Raw genomic sequence first — 25,112 nt, forward strand, 5'->3', positions numbered from 1 at the left:
GCTCGCGCGATCAGCGGTAGACCGGGAAGCGGCTGGTCAGCGCGTTGACCTTGGCGCGCACGGCGGCCAGATGCGCCTCGTCGTCGGGGTTCTCCAGCACGTCCGCCAGCAGGTTGGCGGTGATGCGGGTTTCCTCCTCCTTGAAGCCGCGCGTGGTGATGGCGGGCGTGCCCACGCGGATGCCGCTGGTCACCATGGGCTTCTCGGGGTCGTTGGGGATGGCGTTCTTGTTGATGGTGATGTGGGCCTTGCCCAGCGCCGCCTCGGCGGCCTTGCCGGTGATGCCCTTGGCGCGCAGGTCCACCAGCATCACGTGGCTCTCGGTGCGGCCGCTGACGATGCGCAGGCCGCGCTGGGTCAGCGTCTCGGCGAACACCTTGGCGTTCTTCGCCACCTGCTGCTGGTACGCCTTGAACTCGGGCGACAGCGCCTCCTTGAAGGCCACGGCCTTCGCGGCGATCACGTGCTCCAGCGGGCCGCCCTGCAGGCCGGGGAAGATCGCGGAGTTGATGGCCTTCTCGTGCTCGGCCTTCATGAGGATGATGCCGCCGCGCGGGCCGCGCAGGCTCTTGTGCGTGGTGGAGGTCACCACGTCGGCATGCGGCACGGGGTTGGGGTACTCGCCTGCGACCACCAGGCCCGCGTAGTGGGCGATGTCCACCCAGAAGATGGCGCCGACTTCCTTCGCGACGCGCGCCATGCGCTCGAAGTCGATGCGCAGCGCGTAGGCCGATGCGCCGCCGATGATGAGCTTGGGGCGATGCTCGCGGGCCTTGGCCTCGAACGCGTCGTAGTCGATCTCTTCCTTCTCGTTGAGGCCGTAGGAGACCACGTTGAACCACTTGCCGCTCATGTTCAGCGCCATGCCGTGCGTGAGGTGGCCGCCCTCGGCCAGGCTCATGCCCAGGATGGTGTCGCCGGGCTTGAGGAAGGCCATCAGCACGGCCTGGTTGGCCTGCGAGCCCGAGTTGGGCTGCACGTTGGCGGCCTCGGCGCCGAAGAGCTGCTTGATGCGGTCGATGGCCAACTGCTCGATCACGTCCACGTTCTCGCAGCCGCCGTAGTAGCGCTTGCCCGGGTAGCCCTCGGCGTACTTGTTGGTCAGTTGCGAACCCTGCGCGGCCATGACGGCGGGGGAGGCGTAGTTCTCGCTGGCAATCAGCTCGATGTGCTCTTCCTGGCGGCGGTTCTCGGCCTGGATGGCGGCCCACACCTCGGGATCGGTTTGTTCGACAAGAATATTGCGTTGATACATGGCAGTCCTATGAACTCTCAGTGTCCCTTGGCAATCAAGGGCTGCCCAGGCGAACGACGGATCGCTGCGGGGCTTGGCTGCTCATCCGCGCGGCACGCTCCCCAGTGGTTTGCAGAAAAACAGGGCTTTCTGCCGGTCTCCACGTCAGCGGCGGGGCCCATGGGCCTTGCGCGCCTATCGCCAGTTGCGTACCCCGCTAGTGTAGCTGACGGCGCCCGTCCCCTATGGCGCCGGCGCGGCCTCAGACTCCGCCGTCGAGCAGGGCCACTTTCTCGCCCGCGGGCTGCGCGGTCTCGGGCGCCGCCGGGGCCTTGGTGGACAGCACCGGCTTCGCGGCCTTGCGCTCGCCCGCCACCTGGCGCAGGCGGAAATGCTCGGCCAGCACCTTGGCCACGTAGCCGCCGTCGTCCGGGAGGTTGGCGGCACCCACGTAGTAGCGCAGGCCGCCTTCGAGCGAGCCAGCACGCGCTATGCATTCCTGCAGCACCTTCACGCCCACGCGCAGGTTGGCCACGGGGTCGAACGCGGCGAGCTGGCCGCCGAAGCCCTCGTACTTATCGGTGTGCACGCGGGTCATCACCTGCATCAGGCCCTGCGCGCCGACAGCGCTTTGCGCGAACGGGTTGAAGCTCGACTCCACGGCGATGATGGCCAGGATCAGCGTCGGATCGAGCTTGGTGCGCGAGCCGATCTCGTAGGCCTCGGTCACCAGGGCCGCCAGGGGCTCGGGCGCCACGCGGTATTTCTTGCTGAGCCAGTAGGCCACGGCCGCCTGCTCGCGCGGCAGCTCGCTGGGATTGATGGCCATTGCGCGGTCGCTTGCGGCCGGCTCCAGCGGGAAGCCGTCCTCGGCGACCTGGCGTGCATGCAGCCAGCCGCGCAGCTCGTCCTCGCCGATCTGGCGCAGGTCCGGGCGCGCCGTCAGCGTGACGGCCGCGAAGACGACGACCAACCCGAGCAGGGCGAAGCCGTTATGGGTCACTTCAAGAAGACCATTGACCACATCGGCGATGACTGTGCGCACGCCGGCAATGACTTTTCCTGACGCTGTCATAGCTTTCCTTTCTGAGTCGAGTCCCGGAAGGCGCGGCGCCTGCAGAGGCGCTCGGGCGGACTCGGTTTTGCCAGGTCTCTTTGCCTGGGCTGGTATGCCATCCAGCCCGTGCCATGGCCGGCTATGCCATGGGAACTTGCGGACTGTCGTAGCCGGCGTCGGGAGCCGGTTAGGGTTATTACGGACCTGTGTTTTGAAGGCTGGCGGATTCTAGGAGTTCACTAAATGCATAGTCAACACTAATAAACATATTTTTAATACAAAAAAATAATTACAACACTGTGCATAAGTGCGAAAACAGGCATTTCGGGCGCAAAGGAGGCGCTGTAATCGAACGCAGCAAACACCGCGAAATGAAACTTGCAATCGACGCACCGTCGCCATTGATGAAAGCTGTTGGAGAGCGCGCGGAGATTTGCTACCTTAGAGGTGCCTGAGCGATTCAGGCGTCCGCCGGAAGAGGCGAAACCATCTGGATGAACGGCACGCAGTGCTGCATCGAGCAACAGGTTCCTCGCTTCCAAGGCAAACCCTGGAGGCAATACCTTGCCTCCTGCACCGGGGACGATCCTCTCCGCGGTGCAAACGATGGCAAAAGACCGTTGCGTCTGCCGTCAAGCCCGGTGCACGGAAAGACTCCGTCCACCGGGCTTTCTTTTTGCACTTATTTACACTGGCACGCCGACGTTCGCTGATTCAATAGCGTCCGAAGCTCAAATGATCGGGTACCGCGTGTCGCAAGTCATACAAACTATCAAGCATCATCGGTGGGCAAGGCGGGCGGCGTGGCTTCTGGCCTGCCTGCTGGGGTTGTGGCTGCTGGCCTGGCTTGTCGTTCCACCCGTTGCGCGGTCGCAGATTGAGCGGCACGCCTCGGAGGCCCTGGGGCGCAAGGTGACGGTCTCCAAGGTGGAGTTCCTGCCATGGACGCTGGAGGCCACGGTCCATGGGCTGTCCATTGCATCCGAGGACGGCAAGGCGTCCCAGGTCCAGATAGCGCGTATCTATATAGATGCAGAACTGCAGTCGCTGTGGCGGCTCGCGCCGGTGATCGATGCGGTGCAGGTGGACGAGCCGGTGATCCACGTCACGCAGACCGCTCCGGGACACTACGACTTCGATGACGTGCTGGATCGCCTTGCGCAGCAGCCGAAGACCCGGGACGGCGAGGCCCGGCCGCTGCGCTTTGCGCTCTACAACCTCGCGCTGCGCGGCGGAGCCCTGGATTTCGACGATCGGACGGTGGGCAAGGTCCATATGCTGCGCGGCCTCCGCATCGATGTTCCGTTCCTGAGCAATTTCTCTGCGGACCGCGAGGTCAAGGTCACGCCCAGGCTGGCCTTCGAGCTGAACGGCAGCGCCTTCGACACCGCCGCCCAGACGACTCCGTTCGCCCAGAACCGGCAGACCGAGGTCAACCTGCATGTCGATGGCTTCGATCTCGGGCCCTTCAGCGGCTATATACCAAGCCGTGTGCCGGTGCGCCTTAAATCCGGCGTGCTCGACGCCGACCTGAAGCTGGGCTTCGAGCAGGAGGACGCCACGCCGCGGCTCACGATCAGCGGGGGTGTCCGGCTGCATGGCGTCCGGACCACCGATGCGGCGGGCGAGCCCCTGCTGGACTTCGATGCGCTGCAGGTGGCTCTCAAGGATGTGCGGCCGTTGCAGCGCATCGTGGACGTCGACGCCATCGACTGGCATGGCGTCCACGTGCATCTGCGCAGGGATGTGGCGGGTGCCGTGGCGCTTCCCGGGCTGGCGCAGCCGGCCGATGGCGCGGACGCCACGGCCAAGCCCACGCCGGCGCCGCAGGATGCCGCATGGCAGGTGCGGCTTGGACGGGTGGGGCTGCACGACGGCGTCGTCGACTGGACCGACGCCAGCCTGCCGGGTGGAAAGGCTGCGTGGAAGGCGGAAAACCTGCAGGCCGAAGCCTGGGCAGTTGCGCTGCCGTTCCAGCAGCCGCTGCAGTTCCGCCTGAGCACGCAGTTGTCCGGCGGGGCCGCCAAGGGCGATGCGGCGCGGCTTGCGGTGCAGGGGCAGGCCACGGACGTGCAGGCGCAGGCCGCGGTTTCCGTTCGCGGGCTCTCCATGGCCATGGCGGCGCCGTATCTGGCGGGGGTGCTCAAACCCTCGCTGGCGGGCATGCTCGATGCAGACCTGGGGCTGGCCAGGAACGGCGATGCCATGGCCGCCAAGGTGGCCACGCTGTCCCTGGGCAAGCTGGCGCTCGATTGCGCGGCTGCGGAGAAGAAATGCCGCACCCTGCGCACTGCCGGGATCGCGGATGCCGCCAAGACCTCGCTGGCCGAGGCCGGGCGCCTGGAGGTGAGCGATGTCCTGGTGCAGCTGCCGCAGCGCAGCGTGACGCTGGGCCGGGTGCTCGTGAAGCAGCCCCGCGTCCTGGTATCGCGTGCCGCCAAGGGCGGCTGGATGTTCGAGGAGTGGCTGCCGGACGCGCCCGAGGCCGCCTCCAAGGGCAAGCCGGCTGCGGCGGCGCCGGCCCCGTGGAAGCTGAAGCTGGCGGCCCTGGAGGTCGAAGGCGCCAGCCTGGCCTTTCGCGACGACGCGGCAGCCAGGCCGGTGGCGCTCAATGCATCCGGGCTGCAGCTGCGCGCGCGAAACTTCTCCTATGACGATGGCCGGATCACCCCGGTGGAGGTGCACCTGGACGCCCGGGTGGCCGCCGGCCGGGCGGAGCCGGGGCGATTGAGCTACGAGGGCACCGTGGCCATGGCGCCTGCGCTGGCCGTGCAGGGCAGGGTGCGCGCGCAGCATGTGCCGGTGCACGCTTTCGAGCCCTATGTCACGTCGGACCTGAACGTGGACATCCTGCGCGCCGAGGGCAGCTTCGCCGGCGACCTGCGCTACGTTCAGGAGACGGCCGGCCCGGCGGTATCGGTAGCGGGTGACATGTCCCTGGACGAGGTGCGCGTGCGCGCCAAGGACGACGTGGCCGCGGATGACGAGGGCAAGGGCGGCAGGCGAATCGCCGATCGCGGCGAGGAACTGCTGCGCTGGAAGTCGCTGGGGCTGCGCGGCGTGGCGGTGAACCTGAAGCCGGGCCGGCCGCTGGCACTGGACGTGAGGGAGACGGCGCTCAGCGACTTCTTCGCGCGCATCATCGTGCACGAGAACGGACGCATCAACCTGCAGGATATCCGCAAGGGGGCCGCGACCGAGGAGGTGGCCGCCGCGCCACCGAAGGACGCAGCCGCCGCCGCAGTCACCGGTACGGCGCAGGCAGCGGCGCAGCCGGCCGACCCCATGGCGCCGGTGATCCGGTTCGGCCCGGTGGCATTGACGAACGGGTCGGTGCATTTCTCCGACTACTTCATCAAGCCCAACTATTCGGCGGATCTCAGCGAGTTGACCGGCAGGCTCAGCGCGTTTTCTTCCGTGCCCTCCGAGGCGGGTGGTGAGCCGCAGATGGCCGAGCTGGAGCTGCGCGGCCGCGCGCAGGGCACGGCATCCCTGGAGGTCAGCGGCAAGCTCAACCCCCTGGCCAAGCCCCTGGCGCTCGACATACAGGCCCGCATGCGCGACCTGGAGCTGCCGCCCCTGTCGCCCTATAGCATCAAATACGCTGGCCATGGCATCGAGCGCGGCAAGCTCAGCATGGATGTGGCCTACAAGGTGCAGCCCGACGGGCAGCTCACGGCCACCAACAAGCTGGTGCTCCACCAGCTGGCCTTCGGCGACCCCGTGGAGGGCGCGCCCGCCAGCCTGCCGGTGCGGCTGGCCGTGGCGCTGCTGGCCGACCGCAATGGCGTGATAGACGTGGACCTGCCCATCAGCGGCTCTCTGAACGACCCGCAATTCAGCCTCGGCGGCGTCATCCTCAAGGTCATCGGCAACCTCGTCATGAAGGCCATCACCGCACCCTTCTCACTGCTGGCGGGGGTGTTTTCCGGCGCGGACGAGCAGGGCAGCATCGCCTTCGCGCCGGGCAGCGCCGCGCTCGACGACAAGGCGCGCCAGCAGCTCGACAAGATCGCGCAGGAGTTGAACAACCGGCCGGCACTCAAGGTGACCGTGGCCGGCTGGGCCCAGCCGCAGGCCGAGGAGGAAGCCTGGAAGCGCCTGCGCCTGCGGGATCTGGTACAGGCGCAGAAGCGCCGCGCGGCCGTCAGGGCCGGGGAGTCGGCGGCCGACGTGGCGCCCGTGAGCGACGCGGAGTATCCCGCCCTGCTCAAGGAGGCCTACCGGCGCGCGGATATGAAGAAGCCGCGCAACCTGGTCGGCCTGGCCAAGGACCTGCCCCAGGGCGAGATGGAGGCGCTGCTGCTCAAGAGCATCGAGGTTCCCGGCAACGCCATGCAGGACCTGGCCCTGGCGCGCGGCGTCGCCGTGCGCGACTACCTGGCGAGTCGGCAGGTGGCGCTGGACCGGCTGTTCGTGGGTGCCAGCAAGCTGCAGCCGGCGGGCGAGGGCGGCTGGACACCCAAGGCGGAGCTGACGCTGGCTGCGCGCTGACGGCAGGCCGCGAACGCCATCGCGCGGCTGGGCTGGGCCCGCTTCGATACAGTAGCCCTTGCAATTCGCCCGGGCGTGCTGAGGTCCTGCGCCAAATCCGGGCGAGAATAATGGTTTCGCCGGAACTGGGCCCAGACCCCATGCCCGGGCGTGGCGCTGGCGCCGCAGGCTGCCCGCCTCTTATCCCATTGCATCCATGTTTCCCTTTTCTTCTCGCAGCAAAATGTCCGACGCACCCGAAGCGACCCCGGTCCAGAACAAAACCAGCGAGCCGCATCCCCTGGATGCGCTGACGGGCGGCGCCTTCTCGGCTGCCACGTCTGGAGAGCGGTCGGCGCGCATCCGCGAATGGCTTGCCACACAGCCGGCGACCGACAAGTTGCAGGAGGTGTTCAAGGAGTTGAGCGCCCGCGACAAGGGCGCCGCACGTGCCGTGCGCGAGCGCCTCGACGAGATCCGGCGCGCACAGGGGCAGGCGGCCGTGGCCGCGGAGTGGACGGCGAAGGCCGAGGCGCTGCTGGCCACGGCGCAGCTGAACATCGCCGACGCCCTTGCCTGGCAGCGCGACGCGGCCAAGGCCGGCGCCCCGCTCTCGCGCGAGCCGCTGTCCACGCTCAAGGCGCAACTGAGCGAGCGCGTGAAGACCATCGAGGACCTGCAGCACCGCGTGCAGGTGCAGCGCGAGGCCGCGGTGCTGCTCGCGCAGCGTATCGAGGTGCTGTCCACCAAGCCGTGGAAGGACGCGCAGGCGGCCCTGGAGCTGCTGAGCGCCGACGTGGGCCATTGGCAGGAACAGGCGCAGGAGCTGACGGGCGATGCCGCCTGGCCCAGCGTGGACGTGCGCTTCCCGGCGCAGCTGGAGTCCTCGCGCACGCAGCTGCTGGTGGTATGGGAGGCGTTCCAGTCCGCCCTGGCCCAGACCGCGGCAGCGGCCGAGGACGAGAACGCCCCCTTGCCGCCGGTCCCGGTGTGGGCCGACGAACTGCGCCTTGCGCGCGGGCTGCCCGCAGAGGCGGCCGCTGCCAAGGCCGCCCCCCGCGCAGCGGCCAAGCCCAAGGTGGATCCCGAGGTGCGCGAGAAGGCCATGCAGGCCGTGCGCGAGGCGCTGTCCAAACTGGAGGAGGAAACCGCCCAGGGGCACGGCAAGGCCAGCGTCGGCGCCGCCACCGCGCTGCGCGCCGTGCTGAAGGTGCACGGCAAGCTGATCGATGCCGAACTCGAACGCAAGGTGCATGCGGCGTTGGTTGCGGCCGGCGAGCTCGAAGGCTGGCAGCGCTGGAGCGCGGACCAGTTGCGCGAAGACTTGGTCGCCCGCGCCGAAGCCTTGCTGCAGCGCCCCGAAGGGCAGGCGCTGGGCGGGCGCAAGATGCAGGAGTCGCTGCGGCAGCTGCGCGAGCAGTGGAAGCAGGCAGACCAGGGCGCGCCCGCCAATCACGCCCTGTGGAAGCGGTTCGACGATGCCTGCAACGCGGCCCACAAAGTGGTCGAGGCTTGGCTGGAGAGGGTGCGCGCCGAGGGCGCCGAGCACCGTGCCCAGCGCATGGCGCTGGTCGAAGAGGTGAAGGCTTGGGCGCAGGAGCAGGCCGGCGCGGCCGCCGCCGACTGGAGGGCGGTGAACCGCGCCCTGTACCAGTTCGCCGAACGCTGGCGCGCCGGCGGCCATGTCAGCGAGAAGGTGTTTGCCGAGCTGCAACCGCTGTGGAAGCAGGCCATGGCATTGGCCGCGGCGCCGCTGGAGTCCGCGCAGAAGGCCAGCCTGGAGCGGCGCCAGGCCATGATCGAGGAGGCCGCGTCGCTCGGTGCTGCCGCCTCGCTGCGCATCGATGCCATCAAGGCGCTGCAGCAGCGCTGGCAGGCGGAGGCGCAGTCGGTGCCCCTGGACCGCAAGCAGGAGCAAAAGCTCTGGGACGCCTTCCGCAAGCCCCTCGACGAGGCCTTCAACCGCAAGTCGGCCGAGCGTGAACGCAGCGCCGCGGAACTGAGCGCGCGCGACCGCGCCGTGCTGGATGCGTCCAAGGCACTGGAAGCCGCCAACGCCTCGAACGATGCGCAGCGGATCCGTGAGGCCGTGGCAGCCCTGGAGGCCGCCCTCAAGGACCAGGAGGGCGCTGGTGCCTTGGGCCAAAAACAGCCTGTAACGCAGGAGGGACAAGCGCAGGAAGCTATGGATTCAGGAGTGAACGAGGCCAATGCCAAGCCGGTGCCTGCGGCCGCTGCACGTCCCGTGGTGGCGGTGCGGGGGGATGACCGCCCCGGCATGCGCAGGTCGGAGCCCGCGCCTCAGGCGCGAGCCGGCAGGGCCGCCGGTGACCGGCGCGAAGGGCGGGATGGCCGCGCCCCGCGCGATGCCGCCCCGCGCGGCCCGCGCCTGGGCGATACCGCATTCCGGGCCCAGCGCGATGCCATGGAGCATGCGCAGCTCGCCCTGCGCAAATTGGCGGCGCAGGCGCATGGCGAGGCGCTCACGCGGCTCATGACTGCCTGGAAGAGTCGGGATGCCGCGCAGGTGCCCAGCGTGCAGGAACTGGGCGGCAAGGTATCGGCCGGCGTGCGTTCTTCCTGGGCGCAGGCCATTGGCGCCCCGGCTGGTGCGGCGGCGGAGCAGGCCCTGCTGCGCCTCGAAATCGCGGCCGAACTGCCCACGCCGGCAGAGCAGCTGGCCGCACGCCGGGCCATGCAGCTGCAAATGCTCACGCGCCGCAACGAGCCCGCGCCCGCCGAGACCTGGGGTCAGGACGCGGCGCTGGTCTTCGCCGGCGCCAGCGACGAAGCCAGTGCGCGCCGCCTGCAGGGCGTGCTGAAGGTCTTGCTCAGGAAGTAGGCCTGCATCCCGTGCGGCGGCGCTTTTGCCTCCGCCGCCGCCGTGCGGGAGCTTTCATGCGGCGCTAGAAATGAAAAAGCCACTGACGCATGTCAGCGGCTTTCGTCGATCTTGGTGCCCAGGAGAGGACTCGAACCTCCACGATGTTACTCGCTAGTACCTGAAACTAGTGCGTCTACCAATTCCGCCACCTGGGCATTTCAGGAAAGAGTAGATTGTAGCCTGCTTTTCGCGCCTCTCATGGAAGAGGCTTCATTTTTTTGATCCGCAACGCTCTCGTTTCACACGGGCAGGTGCTGCTTGCGAAACAAAAAAGGCCGCTTCATGAAAAGCGGCCTTCATTGTCAGAACCCTTGCGGGTTCTCGTTAAACTTGGTGCCCAGGAGAGGACTCGAACCTCCACGATGTTACTCGCTAGTACCTGAAACTAGTGCGTCTACCAATTCCGCCACCTGGGCATTTCAGGAAAGACATAGATTGTATAGCAAAAAAAAATACGCTGGCGCTTCCGCGACGCAAATTTCCTCTTCCGACGAGATTGAGGGCACGGTGCAGGGCCACCGCGATGGTCATGGGTTCGTCGTCCGTGACGATGGCGAGCCCGACATCTACATACCCCCCAACGAGATGCGCGCGGTGCTGCACAAGGACCGCGTGCGTGTGCGCATCGTGCGCCAGGACAGGCGCGGGAGGCCCGAGGGCCGCGTGGTCGAGATCGTGGAGCGGCCGCCCCAGCCCATCATCGGCCGGCTGCTGCAGGAAAGCGGCGTGTGGCTGGTCGCGCCCGAGGACAAGCGCTACGGGCAGGACGTTTTGATTCCCAAGGGCGCTACGGGAGCAGCGGCAACGGGGCAGGTGGTGGTTGTGGAGCTGACGGAGCCGCCGGCACTGTTCGGCCAGCCCGTGGGGCGCGTGGTCGAGGTGCTCGGCGAGGTGGACGACCCGGGCATGGAGGTCGAGATCGCCGTGCGCAAGTACGGCGTGCCGCATGAGTTTTCCGAGGCCTGCCTCGCGCAGGCCAAGGCGTTGCCAGACAAGGTGCGCGCGCAGGACAAGCGTCACCGGGTGGACCTCACGGACATTCCGCTCGTCACCATCGACGGCGAGGACGCACGCGATTTCGACGACGCCGTGTACTGCGAGCCCGCGAAGATCGGGCGGGCCAAGGGCTGGCGCCTGCTGGTGGCCATTGCCGACGTCAGCCACTACGTGGAGACGGGCAGCGCCATCGACGTGGATGCCTACGACCGCGCCACCAGCGTCTACTTCCCGCGGCGGGTCATCCCCATGCTGCCGGAGAAGCTCTCCAACGGCCTGTGCTCGCTCAATCCGCATGTCGAGCGCCTGTGCATGGTGTGCGACATGCTGGTCACCGCCAAGGGCGAGGTCCATGCCTACCAGTTCTATCCCGCCGTGATGCTCAGCCATGCCCGCTTCACCTACAACGAGGTGGCGGCCGTGCTGGCCAATACGCGGGGGCCGGAGGCGGCCAGGCACGAGGAGCGCGTGGAGGACCTGCTCAACCTGCACGACGTCTATCGCGCGCTTCTGGCTGCGCGGCAGGCGCGCGGAGCCGTGGACTTCGAGACGACGGAGACGCAGATCGTCTGCGACGACAACGGCCGCATCGAGAAGATCGAGCCGCGCGTGCGCACCGAGGCCCACAGGCTGATCGAGGAGGCCATGCTCGCGGCCAACGTCTGCAGCGCGGACTTCATCGCGCAGGCGGGCCGCCCCGCGCTGTACCGCGTGCATGAAGGCCCCACGCCGGAAAAGCAGGAGATCCTGCGGGCCTACCTGAAAGCCATGGGCGTGGGCATGTCGATCGGGGACGAGCCGCGGCCGCAGGAGTTCCAGGCCATCGCCGAGGCGACCAAGGACAGGCCCGACGCACAGCAGATCCACACCATGCTGCTGCGCTCCATGCAGCAGGCGATCTACACGCCCATCAACAGCGGCCACTTCGGCTTGGCGTTCGAGGCCTACACGCATTTCACGAGCCCCATACGGCGCTATCCCGACCTGCTGGTGCACCGTGTCATCAAGTCCATCCTGGCTGGCACGAAGTACATGCTGCCGGCCCTGCCGACCCCGGGCGAGGCGCAATTCAAGCTCGCCAAGCGCCTGGCGTCTAAGGCCGCCGAGCCCACCATCAGGCCCGCGAAGGCAGGAGCCGCCAGCGTGCGCGAAACCCAGGCCTGGGAGGCTGCGGGGCTGCACTGCAGCGCCAACGAGCGCCGGGCCGACGAGGCCAGCCGCGACGTGGAGGCATGGCTCAAGTGCCAGTACATGCGCGAGCATCTGGGAGAGGAATACAGCGGCGTCGTCAGCGCCGTGACCAGCTTCGGCATCTTCGTGACCTTGGATGCCCTGTACGTCGAAGGGCTCGTGCACATCACGGAACTGGGCGGCGAGTACTTCAAGTTCGACGAGGCGCGCCAGGAGCTGCGCGGCGAGCGCACCGGCATCCGCTATGCGATCGGTGCGCGCGTACGCGTGCAGGTCAGCCGCGTGGACCTGGACGGCCGCAGGATCGATTTCCGGCTGGTGGACGAGGCCGGGGACGTGGTGCCGGGCAAATCGTCCAAGGCGCGGGAGCCGGGCAAGCACCAGCCGCACGAGAAGGGACGCGACCAGCGGATGGCCGATGCGCGCCCGTTCGACAAGGCGGGCGGCTTGCGCCGGAGCAAGGACCAGGCCCCGCCGTCCGGCGGCAAGAAGCAGGGCTCCGGCAAGAGTGGGCACAAGGGGCGCAGGTCGCGCGGTTGAATCACAGCGAAGGGACATGAACATGAGCGACACGACGAAGATCGCCATCGTCACGGGCGCGGGCACGGGCATCGGCAAGGCGGCGGCCCTGGCCTTGCTGAGGGATGGCTGGAGCGTGGCCCTGGCGGGCAGGCGCGAACAGCCGCTGCTGGACGTGGCGCAGCAGGCCCGGGCGGGAGAGCGGGCGCTGCCCGTCCCGACGGACGTGGCCGACCCCGAGGCCGTGCGCCATCTGTTCGACCGCACGGTCGAGCGGTTCGGGCGAGTGGACCTGCTGTTCAACAACGCCGGCGTGGGCGCGCCTGCCATACCGCTCGAAGACCTGTCGGTGCAGCAGTGGAAGACCGTGGTGGACATCAACCTGAACGGCATGTTCTTCTGCATCCAGAACGCCTTTCGCGTGATGAAGGCGCAGTCGCCGCGCGGCGGGCGCATCATCAACAACGGCTCCATCTCGGCGCACACGCCGCGCCCCAATTCCATTGCCTACACGGCCACCAAGCACGCGGTGATGGGCATGACGAAGACGGCGTCCCTCGATGGGCGCAAGTACGACATCGCCGTGGGGCAGATCGACGTGGGTAATGCGCAGACCGAGCTGGCGCAGCGCATGACGCAAGGCGTGCAGCAGGCCAATGGTCAGATCGCCGCAGAGCCGTTGATGGACGTGGCCATCGTGGGGCAGTCCGTGCTGTACATGGCGAATCTGCCGCTCGAGGCCAACGTCATGTTCCACACCGTGATGGCGACGAAGATGCCGTTTGCCGGGCGGGGATGAGCGCAGGTGCATCCCTGGACGCGCGTCGCGCTGGTTCTTTGTGCATGCCTGGCGTGGCCTGCGGCGCAGGCCGATCGCGCGGCGGACGACATGCGGCCCCGCGTGCTGGCCTGCACCGCCTGCCACGGCAAGGAGGGGCGCGCGACGCCCGGCGGCTATTTCCCGCGCATTGCGGGCAAGCCTGCGGGGTATCTGTACAACCAGCTTCTCAACTTCCGTGACGGGCGGCGCAGCTATCCGCAGATGTCCCGTCTTCTGGAGCACCTGACGGACGATTATCTGCGCGAGATCGCCGGGTACTTCTCCGCCCTGGATCTGCCCTATGTGTCTGCCGCGCCCGTGCCGGCGTCGCGGGCCTTGATCGAGCGAGGCCGGCAACTGGTTCGTCATGGCGACGAGGGCAGGAAAATCCCGGCCTGCGTCCAATGCCATGGCGACGCCATGACCGGGGTCGCGCCCTTCGTTCCCGGCCTGCTGGGGCTGTCGCGGGAATACGTGGGCAGCCAGCTGGGCGCGTGGCAGACGGGGCAGCGGCGCGCCCAGGCGCCCGACTGCATGGCGGAGATCGCGCGCCAGCTGACCGTGGAGGACGTCGGCGCGGTGTCGGCATGGCTCGCGGCCCAGGCCGTTCCCGGCCAGGGCAAGCCGGCCATGTCGTTCAAGGGGGAGTTGACCATGCCCTGCGGCAGCGTCCGGCCGCCGCACGCATCCGCACCCGCGACCGGGCGGGGGGCGCGATGAGCGTCGCGCGTGTCCTGCTGGGCTGGGCCGTGGGCTGCGTAGTGCTGGCGGTGGCAGTCGGGGGCGGCGTGGTGGCGCTCAACAGGCTGGACGAGGCCGCGTTGCCGGCAGATGATGCGCCCCTGCCCGCAACGTCCGAGGCGATCGCGCGGGGCGAATACCTGGCGCGCGCGGGCAACTGCATGTCCTGCCATACGCGCCAGGGAGGGCCGGCATACGCCGGCGGCCGGGCGATCGATACGCCGTTCGGCGCGGTCCATGCGTCCAACCTCACACCCGATGACGCCACGGGCATAGGCCTTTGGTCCGCGGGCGAGTTCTGGCGCGCTTTGCACAACGGCCGGTCGCGCGATGGGCGCCTGCTCTATCCCGCCTTCCCCTACCCGAGCTACACCCACATCACGCGCGCGGACTCGGACGCCATCTACGCCTACCTGCGGAGCCTGCCGCCCGTGGAGCAGCCGAACCGGCCGCATGCGCTGCGCTTTCCCTTCAATACCCAGGTAGCCCTGGCCGCATGGCGCGCATTGTTTTTCCGGCCTGGCGTGCTGCTGGAGCAGCCGGCCCGGTCGGCCGAGTGGAATCGGGGCGCTTATCTGGTGCTGGGTCTGGGGCATTGCGCCGCATGCCATACGCCGCGCAACGCCCTGGGTGCACCGCGCGCGGACGCGGCATTCCGTGGCGGGCTGATTCCCGTCCAGAACTGGTATGCGCCGGCGCTCACCTCGCCGCATGAGGCAGCGGTGGGCGCCTGGCCCGTGGAGGAGGCGGTCGCGCTGCTCAAGACCGGTGTATCGCCCCAGGCCACGGTATCGGGGCCCATGGCAGAGGTGGTATTCCGCAGTCTCCAGTACCTGGACGATGCCGATCTGCGGGCCATCGTCCTCTACCTGCGCAGCCTGCCTCAGGAAGACGGGCCCGCCCCGCCCACGGCCAGGCCGTCCGGCGCGGTGATGGAGAAGGGGCGGGACATCTACCGGCAGCAGTGCGTCCAATGTCACGGCGAGCAGGGGGAGGGGCGCCGTGGCGCGTTCCCCACGTTGGCGGGCAACCGCGCCGTGCTGCTGGCCGATACCACCAACCTGGTGCAGGTGGTTCTGCGGGGCGGATACCTGCCGGCGACGGCGGGCAACCCGCGCCCCCATGGCATGCCTCCCTTCACGCAGAGCCTGCGGGACGAGGAGATCGCCAGCGTGCTGTCCTACATTCGCAATGCCTGGGGCAACGAGGCCGCAAAGGTCGATACGATAGACGTCTACCGCGCCCGCGAGCGGCGCGGTTCTTGAAAAAACAAAGGACGGATCGCATGGGCATGGGGAGCGCGGCGGCGCCATCGTCGGCACATTTGCCTTCATCGGGGCCATGGTGGGTGGTGTGCCTTTGCGCCCAATGGTGCGGCGCCTGCCGCGAGTACCGTGGCGTGTTCGAGGAACTGGCGGGCGATTGGCCGCAGGTCCGCTTCGAATGGGTGGACGTGGAGGACGAGGAGAACGTCGTCGGCGAGGTCGACGTGGAGACCTTTCCCACGATCCTGATCGCGGATGGCCAGGTGGCGCGGTTCCTCGGGCCGGTACTGCCGCAGGCGCAGGTGCTGGGCCGCATGTTGCAGGGCATGCGGGGCGACCCCGGCGCGCCGGCCGCCGATGCGCAGGCACAGGCCCTTTTCCGGCGGATTGCCGCGAGCCGGTGACCGTTTCCTGCGGAATGCAAGATGCGTGCCCTTGATCTTTGCATATCGGTGTTTTAACGGATACAATACTCGCTTCACGACCAAGACGGGCGGGTACTCACCGCCCGTTTTTTTTGGGCGTTTGCTTTTTGGCCTTCTGCCGGCCCGTGGTTTCGCGGCTGGCCGGGCCTTTTGATTGGAACTGGACAGAGCGCACACCTGTGGCATTGCAGCAAATCGTTGAACAGACCGTGGCCGGGTTGGGCTATGACCTGGTGGAGATCGAGCGCTCCGCAGGGGGCTTGCTGCGCATCACCATCGATCTGATGTGGGCCCCTCCGGCCGACGGCGGCGAGGTGCAGGCCACCGGGCAGTTCGTCACCGTCGAGGATTGCGAGAAGGTCACGCGCCAGCTGCAATTTGCCCTCGAGGTCGAAGGGGTGGACTACAAGCGCCTGGAGGTGTCCTCGCCGGGCATCGACCGGTTGCTGCGCAACGAGCAGGATTTCACGCGCTTCGAGGGCGAGGTGATCGACATCACCCTGAAGGAGCCCCTGGGCGCGGCCGCAGGCGGGCAGGTGGCCGCCAACCGCAAGAAGTTCCGTGGCACGCTCGAGCGCGTACCCGCTGGCGGCTGGCAGATCGTCTGGAGTGATGAGCCGCCGGTCAAGCCCGGGCAGCGCGTGAGCAAGAAGCGCGTGCCGGCGCCGCTGCAGGCGCTGGGGTTCACGCTGGACGAGTTGCGCGAGGCGCGGCTGGCCCCCATCGTGGACTTCAAGGGGCGGGGCGCCAGGCCCGGCGCTGCAGGCTGAGATTGGAATGCGGGGGGCGGTCATCGCGGGCCGGTCCGCCAGGGATTGAGAAACAGGAGAGTCGTCGCATGAATCGCGAATTGTTGATGTTGGTAGAGGCTATTTCGCGTGAAAAGAACGTCGAGCGCGATGTGGTCTTGGGCGCCGTGGAGTCGGCGCTGGCCCAGGCTACGAAGAAGCTGTACCAGGGAGATGTGGACCTGCGCGTGTCCATCGACCGCGACAGCGGCGACTACGAGACCTTCCGCCGCTGGCTGGTGGTGCCCGACGATGCCGGGCTGCAGAACCCCGACGCCGAGGAGCTGCTCATGGATGCCCGCGAGCGGGTTCCGGACATCGAGGTGGGCGAGTACATCGAGGAGCCGGTGGAGTCCGTGCCCATCGGGCGCATCGGCGCCATGGCTGCCAAGCAGGTCATCCTGCAGAAGATCCGCGACGCCGAGCGCGAGATGCTGCTCAACGACTTCATGAGCCGCGGCGAGAAGATCTTCACCGGCACCGTCAAGCGCATGGACAAGGGCGACCTCATCATCGAATCGGGCCGTGTGGAAGGGCGCCTGCGCCGCAGCGAGATGATCCCCAAGGAGAACCTGCGCAACGGCGACCGCGTGCGCGCCATGATCATGGAGGTGGACCTCACGTTGCGCGGCGCGCCCATCATCCTCTCGCGCTCGGCGCCAGAGTTCATGATCGAGCTGTTCCGCAACGAGGTGCCCGAGATCGAGCAGGGCCTGCTGGAGATCAAGAGCTGTGCGCGCGATCCGGGCAGCCGCGCCAAGATCGCCGTGCTCTCGCACGACAAGCGCGTGGACCCGATCGGCACCTGCGTGGGCGTGCGTGGCACGCGCGTCAATGCCGTGACCAACGAACTGGCGGGCGAGCGCGTGGACATCGTGCTCTGGTCCGACGACCCGGCGCAGTTCGTGATCGGCGCGCTGGCTCCGGCCAATGTGCAGTCCATCGTCGTCGACGAGGAAAAGCACGCCATGGACGTGGTGGTGGACGAGGAGAACCTGGCCATCGCCATCGGCCGCGGCGGCCAGAACGTGCGCCTGGCCTCGGAGCTCACGGGCTGGAAGATCAACATCATGGACGCCGCCGAGTCGGCGCAGAAGCAGGCCGACGAGACCGATGCGGCACGCCGCCTCTTCATGGAAAAGCTCGATGTGGACGAGGAGATCGCCGACATCCTGATCGCCGAGGGCTTCGAGAGCCTGGAAGAGGTGGCCTACGTGCCGCTGCAGGAAATGCTGGAGATCGAGAGCTTCGACGAGGATACGGTCAACGAGTTGCGCGTACGCGCCAAGGACGCGCTGCTGACCATGGAGATCGCCCGCGAGGAAAGCATGGGCAGCGTGTCGCAGGACCTGCGCGATCTCGAGGGCCTGACGCCCGAGCTGATCGCCAAGCTGGCTGATGCGGGAGTGAATACGCGTGATGACCTGGCCGATCTGGCCATTGACGAACTGACCGAACTGACCGGGCAGTCTGCCGAGGATGCGAAGGCCTTGATCATGAAGGCGCGCGAGCATTGGTTCACGGGGCAAGAGTAAAGGTCAGGGAGGTACGTACCGAATATGTCGAGTAACACTGTCGCCGAGTTCGCTGCAGAGCTCAAGAAATCGCCGGAAACCCTGCTGGATCAACTCAAATCCGCCGGTGTCGCCAAGTCGACGGCCACCGATTTGCTGAACGAGACCGACAAGCAGAAGCTGCTGGCCTACCTGCAGGCCAGCCACGGCACGGCCGCTGGCGATCGCAAGAAGATCACGCTGGTCAAGAAGTCCACCAGCGAGATCAAGCAGGCCGATGCCACGGGCAAGGCACGCACCATCCAGGTGGAAGTGCGCAAGAAGCGCACGTTCATCAAGCGCGAGGACGACGCCGGCGCGGCGTCCGAGTCCGCGGTGCCGTCCCGTTCGGTGGAAGACCTAGAGCTGGCCCGCCGCGAGGAAGAGGCGCGCCGTCAGGCCGAGCTGATCAGCCGCCAGGAAGAAGAGCTGGCCGCGGCGCGGCGCGAGCGCGAAGCGCGCGAGCAGCGCGAGCGCGAGGCCGAGGAACGTGCCGCCGCCTATGCGGCCCAGCAGGCCGAGAAGAAGGCCCAGGAATCGGCAGAGAAGCAGGAAGCGCAGCGCGAGGCTGCAGCCGAGGCCGAAGCCCGCGCGAACGCCCAGGCCGAGGCCCGCGCCAAGGCCGAGGCGGAATCCAAGGCCCGTGCTGCCGAGGAGGCCGCGCGCGCCGCAGACCTGGATGAACGCCGCCGCAAGGCCCTGGCCGAGGCCGAGGCCATCCGCGCGATGATGGCCGCGCCCAAGAAGGTGCTCGTGGCCAAGAAGCCCGAGGAGGTCAAGCCCGCCGCCGCGAAGACGGCCGCCGGGGCGGATGCCAAGAAGGGCACGCTGCACAAGCCGGCCGCTACGGCGGGCGGCGGTGCGCGCGCGGGCGCGCCCGCGGCGCCCGGCAGCGGCAAGGAGGTCAAGTCCGCCAAGCTCTCGTCGAGCTGGGCCAACGACGCGACCAAGAAGAAGGAAATCAAGACCCGCGGCGACAGCAGCGGCGGCGTGGGGCGCAACAACTGGCGCTCCGGTCCGCGCGGGCGCCGCGGCAATGACCGCAACGAGCAGCACCAGCCGCAGGTCGCGGCCGAGTTCCGCGCGATCGAGGTGCACGTGCCCGAGACGATCACCGTGGCCGAGCTGGCGCACAAGATGGCCATCAAGGCGTCCGAGGTGATCAAGGCGCTCATGAAGATGGGCCAGATGGTCACCATCAACCAGCCGCTCGATCAGGATACGGCCATGATCGTGGTCGAGGAAATGGGTCACAAGGCCGTCGTGGCGGCGCTGGACGATCCCGAGGCCTTCACGGCCGAGGAAGTCTCCAGCCACCAGGCCGAGGCCCTGCCGCGCGCGCCCGTGGTCACCGTCATGGGCCACGTGGACCATGGCAAGACCTCGCTGCTGGACTACATCCGCCGCGCCAAGGTGGCGCCGGGCGAGGCCGGCGGCATCACGCAGCACATCGGTGCCTACCATGTGAAGACGCCGCGCGGCATCGTCACCTTCCTCGATACGCCCGGCCACGAGGCCTTCACGGCCATGCGCGCCCGCGGTGCGCAGGCCACCGACATCGTGATCCTGGTGTGCGCGGCCGATGACGGCGTCATGCCGCAGACGCGCGAAGCCATTAAGCACGCCAAGGCGGCGGGGGTGCCCATTGTCGTGGCCATCACCAAGGCCGACAAGCACGAGGCTAACCCGGAGAAGGTCAAGCAGGAGCTGGTGGCTGAAGAAGTGGTGCCCGAAGAGTACGGCGGCGATTCGCCTTTCGTGGCCGTGTCGTCCAAGACCGGCATGGGCATCGACGAACTGCTGGAGCAGGTGCTCCTGCAGGCCGAGGTGCTGGAGCTCAAGGCCCCGGTGGACGCCATGGCCAAGGGCCTGGTGATCGAGGCGCAGCTCGACAAGGGCCGCGGCCCTGTGGCCACGGTGCTGGTGCAGTCGGGCACGCTCAAGGTGGGCGACGTGGTGCTCGCCGGCCAGACCTTCGGCCGCGTGCGCGCCATGACCGATGAAAACGGCCGCACCACCAAGGACGCCGGCCCGTCGATCCCCGTGGAGATCCAGGGCCTGTCCGAGGTGCCGCAGGCCGGCGACGAGTTCATGGTGCTCTCCGATGAGCGCCGTGCCCGCGAGATCGCCACCTACCGCGCCGGCAAGTTCCGCAACACCAAGCTGGCCAAGCAGCAGGCGGCTAAGCTGGAGAGCGTGTTCTCCGAGATGACGGCGGGCGAGGTGCAGCACCTGCCCATCATCATCAAGGCCGACGTGCAGGGCTCGCAGGAGGCGCTGGCAGCGTCGCTGCTCAAGCTCTCCACCGACGAGATCAAGGTCCAACTTGTGTACGCCGGCGTGGGCGGCATCAGCGAGAGCGACGTGAACCTGGCGATCGCCTCCAAGGCCATCGTGATCGGCTTCAACGTGCGCGCCGACGCGGGTGCCCGCAAGACGGCGGAAGCCAACGGCGTGCAGCTGCATTACTACAACATCATCTACGACGCCGTGGATGAGCTGAAGGCGGCCATGTCCGGCATGCTGGCGCCCGAGCAGCGCGAAGAGGTCATCGGCACGGCCGAGATCCGCACCGTGTTCGTGGCGACCAAGATCGGCACCATTGCCGGTTCCTACATCACCTCGGGCCAGGTCACGCGTGGCTGCAGGTTCCGCCTGCTGCGCGACAACGTGGTCATCTACACGGGTGAAGTGGAATCGGTGCGCCGCCTGAAGGACGATGTCAAGGAAGTCAAGGAAGGCTTCGAGTGCGGTATCAAGCTGCGCAACTACACGGACATCAAGGAAGGCGATCAGCTCGAGCTCTTCGAGATCAAGGAAATCGCCCGGACGCTGTAAGCCATGGCCGCCAAGAAGTCTTCCACGCCCAACCGCGGCTTCAAGGTCGCGGACCAGATCCAGCGCGACCTGGCCGAGCTGATCCGCGACCTCAAGGATCCGCGCATCGGTATGTGCACGCTGCAGGCCGTGGAGGTCACGCCCGACTACGCGCACGCCAAGGTGTTCTTCAGCGTGCTGGTAGGCGACGGCCAGGCCACGCAGGAGGCGCTGAACCAGGCCGCGGGATTCCTGCGCAACGGCTTGTTCAAGCGCCTGTCCATCCATACCGTGCCCACACTGCACTTCGTGTTTGACCGCACCACCGAGCGCGCCTCCGACATGAACGCGCTGATCGCGCGTGCTGTGGCATCGCGTTCCAAGGACGACGACGTCAATGACTGAGCGCGCTCCCCGTGTCCGGGTGCAGCGGCGCCCGGTGCACGGAGTGCTGCTGCTCGACAAACCCCTGGGCTTTTCCAGCAACGACGCCTTGCAAAAGGTGAAGTGGCTGCTGCGCGCCGAAAAGGCTGGCCACACCGGCACGCTCGACCCGCTGGCGACCGGCGTGCTGCCGCTGTGCTTTGGCGCGGCGACCAAGTTCAGCGCGTTGCAGCTGGACGCGCCCAAGACCTATGAGGCCATCGCCCTGCTGGGCACCACCACCACCACTGGCGACGCCGAGGGCGAGGTGCTGGAGCGGCGCGCCGTCGATCCCGCCCAGCTCACGCCCGAGCGCCTGGCCGAGGTGCAGCGGCAGTTCACCGGCCCCATCCGCCAGGTGCCGCCCATGCACAGCGCCCTGAAGAAGGACGGCAAGGCGCTGTACGAATACGCGCGTGCCGGGGTCGAGGTCGAGCGTCCCGCGCGCGATGTCACGATTCATGCATTGAATCTGGCTCTAACGCTTGCTGGACAAGCGCAAGCAGCTATCAAAATAACAGTGACCTGTAGCAAGGGCACCTACATCCGCACCCTGGGGGAGGACATAGGCGGGGCCCTTGGCTGCGGCGCGCACCTCACCTTTCTGCGCCGCCTGGATACCGGTGGCCTGGGTGTGGAGCGCTGCGTCACGCTGGCGCAGATCGAGGCGCTTGACGAGGACGCGCGCCTGGGCCTGCTGCAGCCGGTGCAGACGCTGCTGGCCGGTCATGTGGTCGTCACCCTGGGGGAGCAGGATGCCGGGCGCTTCCTCTCGGGCATGCGCCGCCGCGGCCCCTGGCCCGATGCCGGCGCCGTGGCCGTCTACGGCGAGCGCCCGCACGCGCTGCTGGGCGTGGGGCACGTGCTGCAGGGGGAGCTGATCCCCGACCGGCTTCTGAGCCCCCTGGAGATCCAACAGATTCTGCAAGGCGCGCCGCGCGCCCACATAGAACGCGGCACATTGGAAACAACGCTATGAGCAAACAAATCCGCAACATCGCCATCATTGCCCACGTCGACCATGGCAAGACCACCATGGTGGACCAGCTGCTGCGCCAGTCCGGCACCTTTGCCGCCCACGAGAAGGTCGTGGACACCGTGATGGACAGCAACGCCATCGAACGCGAGCGCGGCATCACCATCCTGGCCAAGAACTGCGCCGTGTCCTGGGAGGGCACGCACATCAACATCCTCGACACGCCCGGCCACGCGGACTTCGGCGGCGAGGTGGAGCGCGCCCTGTCCATGGTGGACGGCGTGGTGCTGCTGATCGACGCGCAGGAAGGTCCCATGCCGCAGACGCGCTTCGTGACCAAGAAGGCGCTGGCGCTGGGGCTCAAGCCCATCGTCGTCGTGAACAAGGTGGACAAGCCCGGCGCGCGCCCCGACTACGTGGTCAACGCCGCGTTCGACCTGTTCGACAAGCTGGGCGCCACCGACGAGCAGCTCGACTTCCCCGTGGTCTATGCCTCGGGCATCAACGGCTGGAGCTCGCTGGAGCAGGGCGCGCCCGGCGAGCAGTGGGGCCCCGACATGTCGGCCCTGTTCAACACCATCCTCAAGCACGTGCCCTCGGTCAAGGGCGACCCGGCGGCGCCGGTGCAGATGCAAGTCTCGGCGTTGGATTACTCCACCTTCGTGGGCCGCATCGGCGTGGGCCGCATCACCCAGGGCACGCTTAAGGCAGGCCAGGACGTGCTGGTCATGGCCGGGCCCGATGGCGCCAGCTACAAGGGCCGCATCAACCAGATCCACCAGTTCCAGGGCCTGGACCGCGTGCAGGTGAGCGAGGCCGGCCCGAGCGAGATCGTGCTCATCAACGGCATCGAGAACGTGGGCATCGGCGAGACCATCACCGACCCCGCCAATCCGCAGCCGCTGCCCATGCTCAAGATCGACGAGCCGACGCTGACCATGAACTTCTGCGTCAACACCAGCCCGCTGGCCGGGCGCGAGGGCAAGTTCGTGACCAGCCGCCAGATCTGGGACCGCCTGCAAAGGGAGCTGCGCTCCAACGTGGCGCTGCGCGTGAAGGAGACCGACGAGGACGGCATCTTCGAGGTCTCGGGCCGCGGCGAGCTGCACCTGACCATCCTGCTCGAAGAGATGCGCCGCGAGGGCTACGAGCTGGCCGTCAGCAAGCCGCGCGTGGTGTTCAAGGACATCGACGGCGTGCGCTGCGAGCCCATCGAGCTGGTGACGGCCGACATCGAGGAAGGCCACCAGGGTGGCGTGATGCAGGCGCTGGGCGAGCGCAAGGGCGAGCTCGTGAACATGGAGCCGGACGGGCGCGGCCGCGTGCGGCTGGAGTACCGCATCCCGGCGCGCGGGCTGATCGGCTTCACCAACGAGTTCCTGAATCTCACGCGCGGCTCGGGCCTCATCAGCAACATCTTCGACAGCTACGAGCCGCACAAGGGCGAGATCGGCGGGCGCAAGAACGGCGTGCTGATCAGCATGGACGACGGCGAGATCTTCACCTATGCCCTGGGCAAGCTCGACGACCGCGGCCGCATGTTCGTGCGCGCGGGCGACCCGGTGTACGAGGGCATGATTGTCGGCGTGCACAACCGCGACAACGACCTCGTGGTGAACGCCACGCGCACCAAGCAGCTCACCAACTTCCGCGTGAGCGGCAAGGAAGATGCCATCAAGGTCACCCCGCCCATCGAGCTGTCGCTCGAATATGGCGTGGAGTTCATCGAGGAAGACGAGCTGGTGGAGATCACGCCCAAGAGCATCCGCCTGCGCAAGCGCCACCTGAAGGAGCACGAGCGCAAGCGCGCCAGCCGCGAGGGCGCATGACCAGTGCCTGCCGCATCAGCAGAAAGGGAGCCTCGAGGGCTCCCTTTTTTGCGGATGCGGGTGCCGTCTACACCCCAAGCTCCGCAAGGCCGTACAGCGGCATGCCGATCCAGGGATTCCACAGCGCATCGAGCCCCCGGCCCAGCCAGCCATAGCATTCGGCCACGCTGTGCAGTTGCAGCAGGCGCAGGCGGGGGTGGCTGGCGCACAGCTCATCCGGGTGGCGGATGCCCCATTGGAACTCGGCCCCCGTGCGGCCCACGCTGGAATGCCAGCGGGCATGGCCGACGGCGCACTGGGGCAGCACGTCGACCCACAGGCGCGAGCCGGCGGGCGCATGGGTGGCGAACTGCGCCAGCACCTGCCGCGCCTGCGCGGGCCGCAGGTACATGAGAACGCCTTCGCACACCACGAACAGCGGCTGGGCCAGCGCGCGCCGCGGCAGGTGCAGCGCCTGCCACCATTGGGGATGCGTGATGTCGAGTATGGCGCGGCGCAGCCGGGGCGACAGCGGCGGATCCAGCGCGCGGCGCAGCGCCATGACCTCGGGCAGGTCGGCATCGACCCAGGTGTTGCGGCCGTTGTCCAGCCACTGGAAATAATGCGACAGGCCGCACCCCAGGTTGATGCCCCAGGCGTGCGGGTGCCGGGCGAAGAAGGCACGGCCCGCTGCCCGGATGCGCCGGGTGCGCCACAGGACGTTCAGGACCGTGGGGCGGTCCGCCAGGTAGGTGCTGACGTCCACGCCGAGGTGGCGCAGCTGGCGGGAGGCCTCGGCGTCGCCGCAGGCCAGGTGGGGGAAGCAGGCATCGCCTGCGGCGCGTGCCGCCAGGGGAATGAGCAGCGTGCTGGGCACGGCATGCAGGGGCAGGGTGCGCGGCGCCACGGCCGGGGCAGGCGCCGGGGAGGTGGGCGGCAGAGCCTTTTGGGTTGGCCTGGATTGCATGGCGTGCGCCTCAATGCTAGGGGTGTGGCAGCGCTCCCCAATCTACGTGCCCGGGTGGGGAAGGGCAAGCATGGGGGGGTGCGTCTTTGCGCTGCATCAAGTCGACCGCGCCCGCGCAAAAGGGCCATGCCAGGCGGGCGCGGCGCAATACCCTGGAAGTTGAAAGTGCAAGAAA

At 67.9% G+C, this 25,112-nt stretch carries 16 protein-coding genes, 2 tRNA genes and 1 riboswitch; of the genes, 13 read left to right on the forward strand and 5 right to left on the reverse strand.

Annotated elements, in window-relative coordinates; genetic code table 11:
• Positions 1 to 10: 10 nt before the first annotated feature.
• Together glyA and ALIDE2_RS10605 are read right to left on the reverse strand one after the other, a co-directional pair.
• Positions 11 to 1,255, reverse strand: coding sequence for a serine hydroxymethyltransferase (gene glyA, locus ALIDE2_RS10600; RefSeq protein WP_013518768.1), 1,245 nt, complete (start codon positions 1,253 to 1,255; stop codon positions 11 to 13).
• A gap of 36 nt (positions 1,256 to 1,291) precedes the next feature.
• A riboswitch (ZMP/ZTP riboswitch) is annotated at positions 1,292 to 1,453 on the reverse strand.
• A gap of 43 nt (positions 1,454 to 1,496) precedes the next feature.
• Positions 1,497 to 2,309 carry a lytic transglycosylase domain-containing protein gene (locus ALIDE2_RS10605; RefSeq protein ID WP_013722057.1) on the reverse strand — a complete coding sequence of 271 codons (813 nt, stop codon included), beginning with the start codon at positions 2,307 to 2,309 and terminating at the stop codon, positions 1,497 to 1,499.
• 717 nt (positions 2,310 to 3,026) lie between these two features.
• Between ALIDE2_RS10605 and ALIDE2_RS10610 the strand changes: the two genes are divergently transcribed.
• Together ALIDE2_RS10610 and ALIDE2_RS10615 are read left to right on the forward strand one after the other, a co-directional pair.
• The gene (locus ALIDE2_RS10610; protein WP_013518770.1) at positions 3,027 to 6,785 is read left to right on the forward strand and encodes a DUF748 domain-containing protein; all 3,759 of its coding nucleotides are present in this window, start codon (positions 3,027 to 3,029) and stop codon (positions 6,783 to 6,785) included.
• A 223-nt stretch (positions 6,786 to 7,008) separates the two neighbouring features.
• The gene (locus tag ALIDE2_RS10615) at positions 7,009 to 9,606 is read left to right on the forward strand and encodes a DUF349 domain-containing protein (RefSeq protein ID WP_013518771.1); all 2,598 of its coding nucleotides are present in this window, start codon (positions 7,009 to 7,011) and stop codon (positions 9,604 to 9,606) included.
• Positions 9,607 to 9,718: 112 nt separating this feature from the next.
• Here ALIDE2_RS10615 and ALIDE2_RS10620 read toward each other — a convergent pair.
• Both ALIDE2_RS10620 and ALIDE2_RS10625 read right to left on the reverse strand, forming a co-directional pair.
• Positions 9,719 to 9,803 (reverse strand) — tRNA-Leu (locus ALIDE2_RS10620).
• A 176-nt stretch (positions 9,804 to 9,979) separates the two neighbouring features.
• Positions 9,980 to 10,064 (reverse strand) — tRNA-Leu (locus ALIDE2_RS10625).
• 19 nt (positions 10,065 to 10,083) lie between these two features.
• Between ALIDE2_RS10625 and rnr the strand changes: the two genes are divergently transcribed.
• The 11 genes from rnr to typA all read left to right on the forward strand — a co-directional run bounded on the left by rnr (position 10,084) and on the right by typA (position 23,991).
• Entirely contained in the window at positions 10,084 to 12,375 is a 2,292-nt protein-coding gene (rnr, locus tag ALIDE2_RS10630; RefSeq protein ID WP_013722058.1) for a ribonuclease R, read from the forward strand.
• Positions 12,376 to 12,397: 22 nt separating this feature from the next.
• Entirely contained in the window at positions 12,398 to 13,153 is a 756-nt protein-coding gene (locus ALIDE2_RS10635; RefSeq protein ID WP_013722059.1) for an SDR family oxidoreductase, read from the forward strand.
• A gap of 90 nt (positions 13,154 to 13,243) precedes the next feature.
• Positions 13,244 to 13,894: a c-type cytochrome gene (locus ALIDE2_RS10640; RefSeq protein ID WP_013722060.1), complete on the forward strand. Its 651-nt coding sequence runs from the start codon at positions 13,244 to 13,246 to the stop codon at positions 13,892 to 13,894.
• Complete coding sequence (locus tag ALIDE2_RS10645; protein WP_013518775.1) at positions 13,891 to 15,180, forward strand: cytochrome c; 1,290 nt, start codon at positions 13,891 to 13,893, stop codon at positions 15,178 to 15,180. The genes ALIDE2_RS10640 and ALIDE2_RS10645 overlap by 4 nt, the downstream gene beginning before the upstream one ends.
• A gap of 20 nt (positions 15,181 to 15,200) precedes the next feature.
• Positions 15,201 to 15,584: a thioredoxin family protein gene (locus ALIDE2_RS10650; protein ID WP_013518776.1), complete on the forward strand. Its 384-nt coding sequence runs from the start codon at positions 15,201 to 15,203 to the stop codon at positions 15,582 to 15,584.
• Between the two features lie 200 nt (positions 15,585 to 15,784).
• Positions 15,785 to 16,375 carry a ribosome maturation factor RimP gene (rimP, locus tag ALIDE2_RS10655; protein WP_013518777.1) on the forward strand — a complete coding sequence of 197 codons (591 nt, stop codon included), beginning with the start codon at positions 15,785 to 15,787 and terminating at the stop codon, positions 16,373 to 16,375.
• A gap of 68 nt (positions 16,376 to 16,443) precedes the next feature.
• Positions 16,444 to 17,928 carry a transcription termination factor NusA gene (gene nusA, locus ALIDE2_RS10660; RefSeq protein ID WP_013518778.1) on the forward strand — a complete coding sequence of 495 codons (1,485 nt, stop codon included), beginning with the start codon at positions 16,444 to 16,446 and terminating at the stop codon, positions 17,926 to 17,928.
• Between the two features lie 24 nt (positions 17,929 to 17,952).
• Positions 17,953 to 20,784, forward strand: a complete 2,832-nt coding sequence (gene infB, locus ALIDE2_RS10665) for a translation initiation factor IF-2 (protein ID WP_013518779.1) — start codon at positions 17,953 to 17,955, stop codon at positions 20,782 to 20,784.
• 3 nt (positions 20,785 to 20,787) lie between these two features.
• Positions 20,788 to 21,168, forward strand: a complete 381-nt coding sequence (gene rbfA, locus ALIDE2_RS10670; RefSeq protein WP_013518780.1) for a 30S ribosome-binding factor RbfA — start codon at positions 20,788 to 20,790, stop codon at positions 21,166 to 21,168.
• Positions 21,161 to 22,165 carry a tRNA pseudouridine(55) synthase TruB gene (gene truB / locus ALIDE2_RS10675; RefSeq protein WP_013722061.1) on the forward strand — a complete coding sequence of 335 codons (1,005 nt, stop codon included), beginning with the start codon at positions 21,161 to 21,163 and terminating at the stop codon, positions 22,163 to 22,165. Before rbfA ends, truB begins: the two co-directional genes overlap by 8 nt.
• Positions 22,162 to 23,991, forward strand: a complete 1,830-nt coding sequence (typA, locus tag ALIDE2_RS10680) for a translational GTPase TypA (RefSeq protein ID WP_013518782.1) — start codon at positions 22,162 to 22,164, stop codon at positions 23,989 to 23,991. The genes truB and typA overlap by 4 nt, the downstream gene beginning before the upstream one ends.
• 67 nt (positions 23,992 to 24,058) lie before the next feature.
• On the opposite strand, the gene ALIDE2_RS10685 is transcribed toward typA, so the two are convergent.
• The gene (locus ALIDE2_RS10685; protein ID WP_013722062.1) at positions 24,059 to 24,937 is read right to left on the reverse strand and encodes a class I SAM-dependent methyltransferase; all 879 of its coding nucleotides are present in this window, start codon (positions 24,935 to 24,937) and stop codon (positions 24,059 to 24,061) included.
• Positions 24,938 to 25,112: the final 175 nt, after the last annotated feature.

The sequence above is a fragment of the Alicycliphilus denitrificans K601 genome (assembly GCF_000204645.1).
Classification (GTDB): Bacteria; Pseudomonadota; Gammaproteobacteria; order Burkholderiales; family Burkholderiaceae_C; genus Alicycliphilus; species Alicycliphilus denitrificans.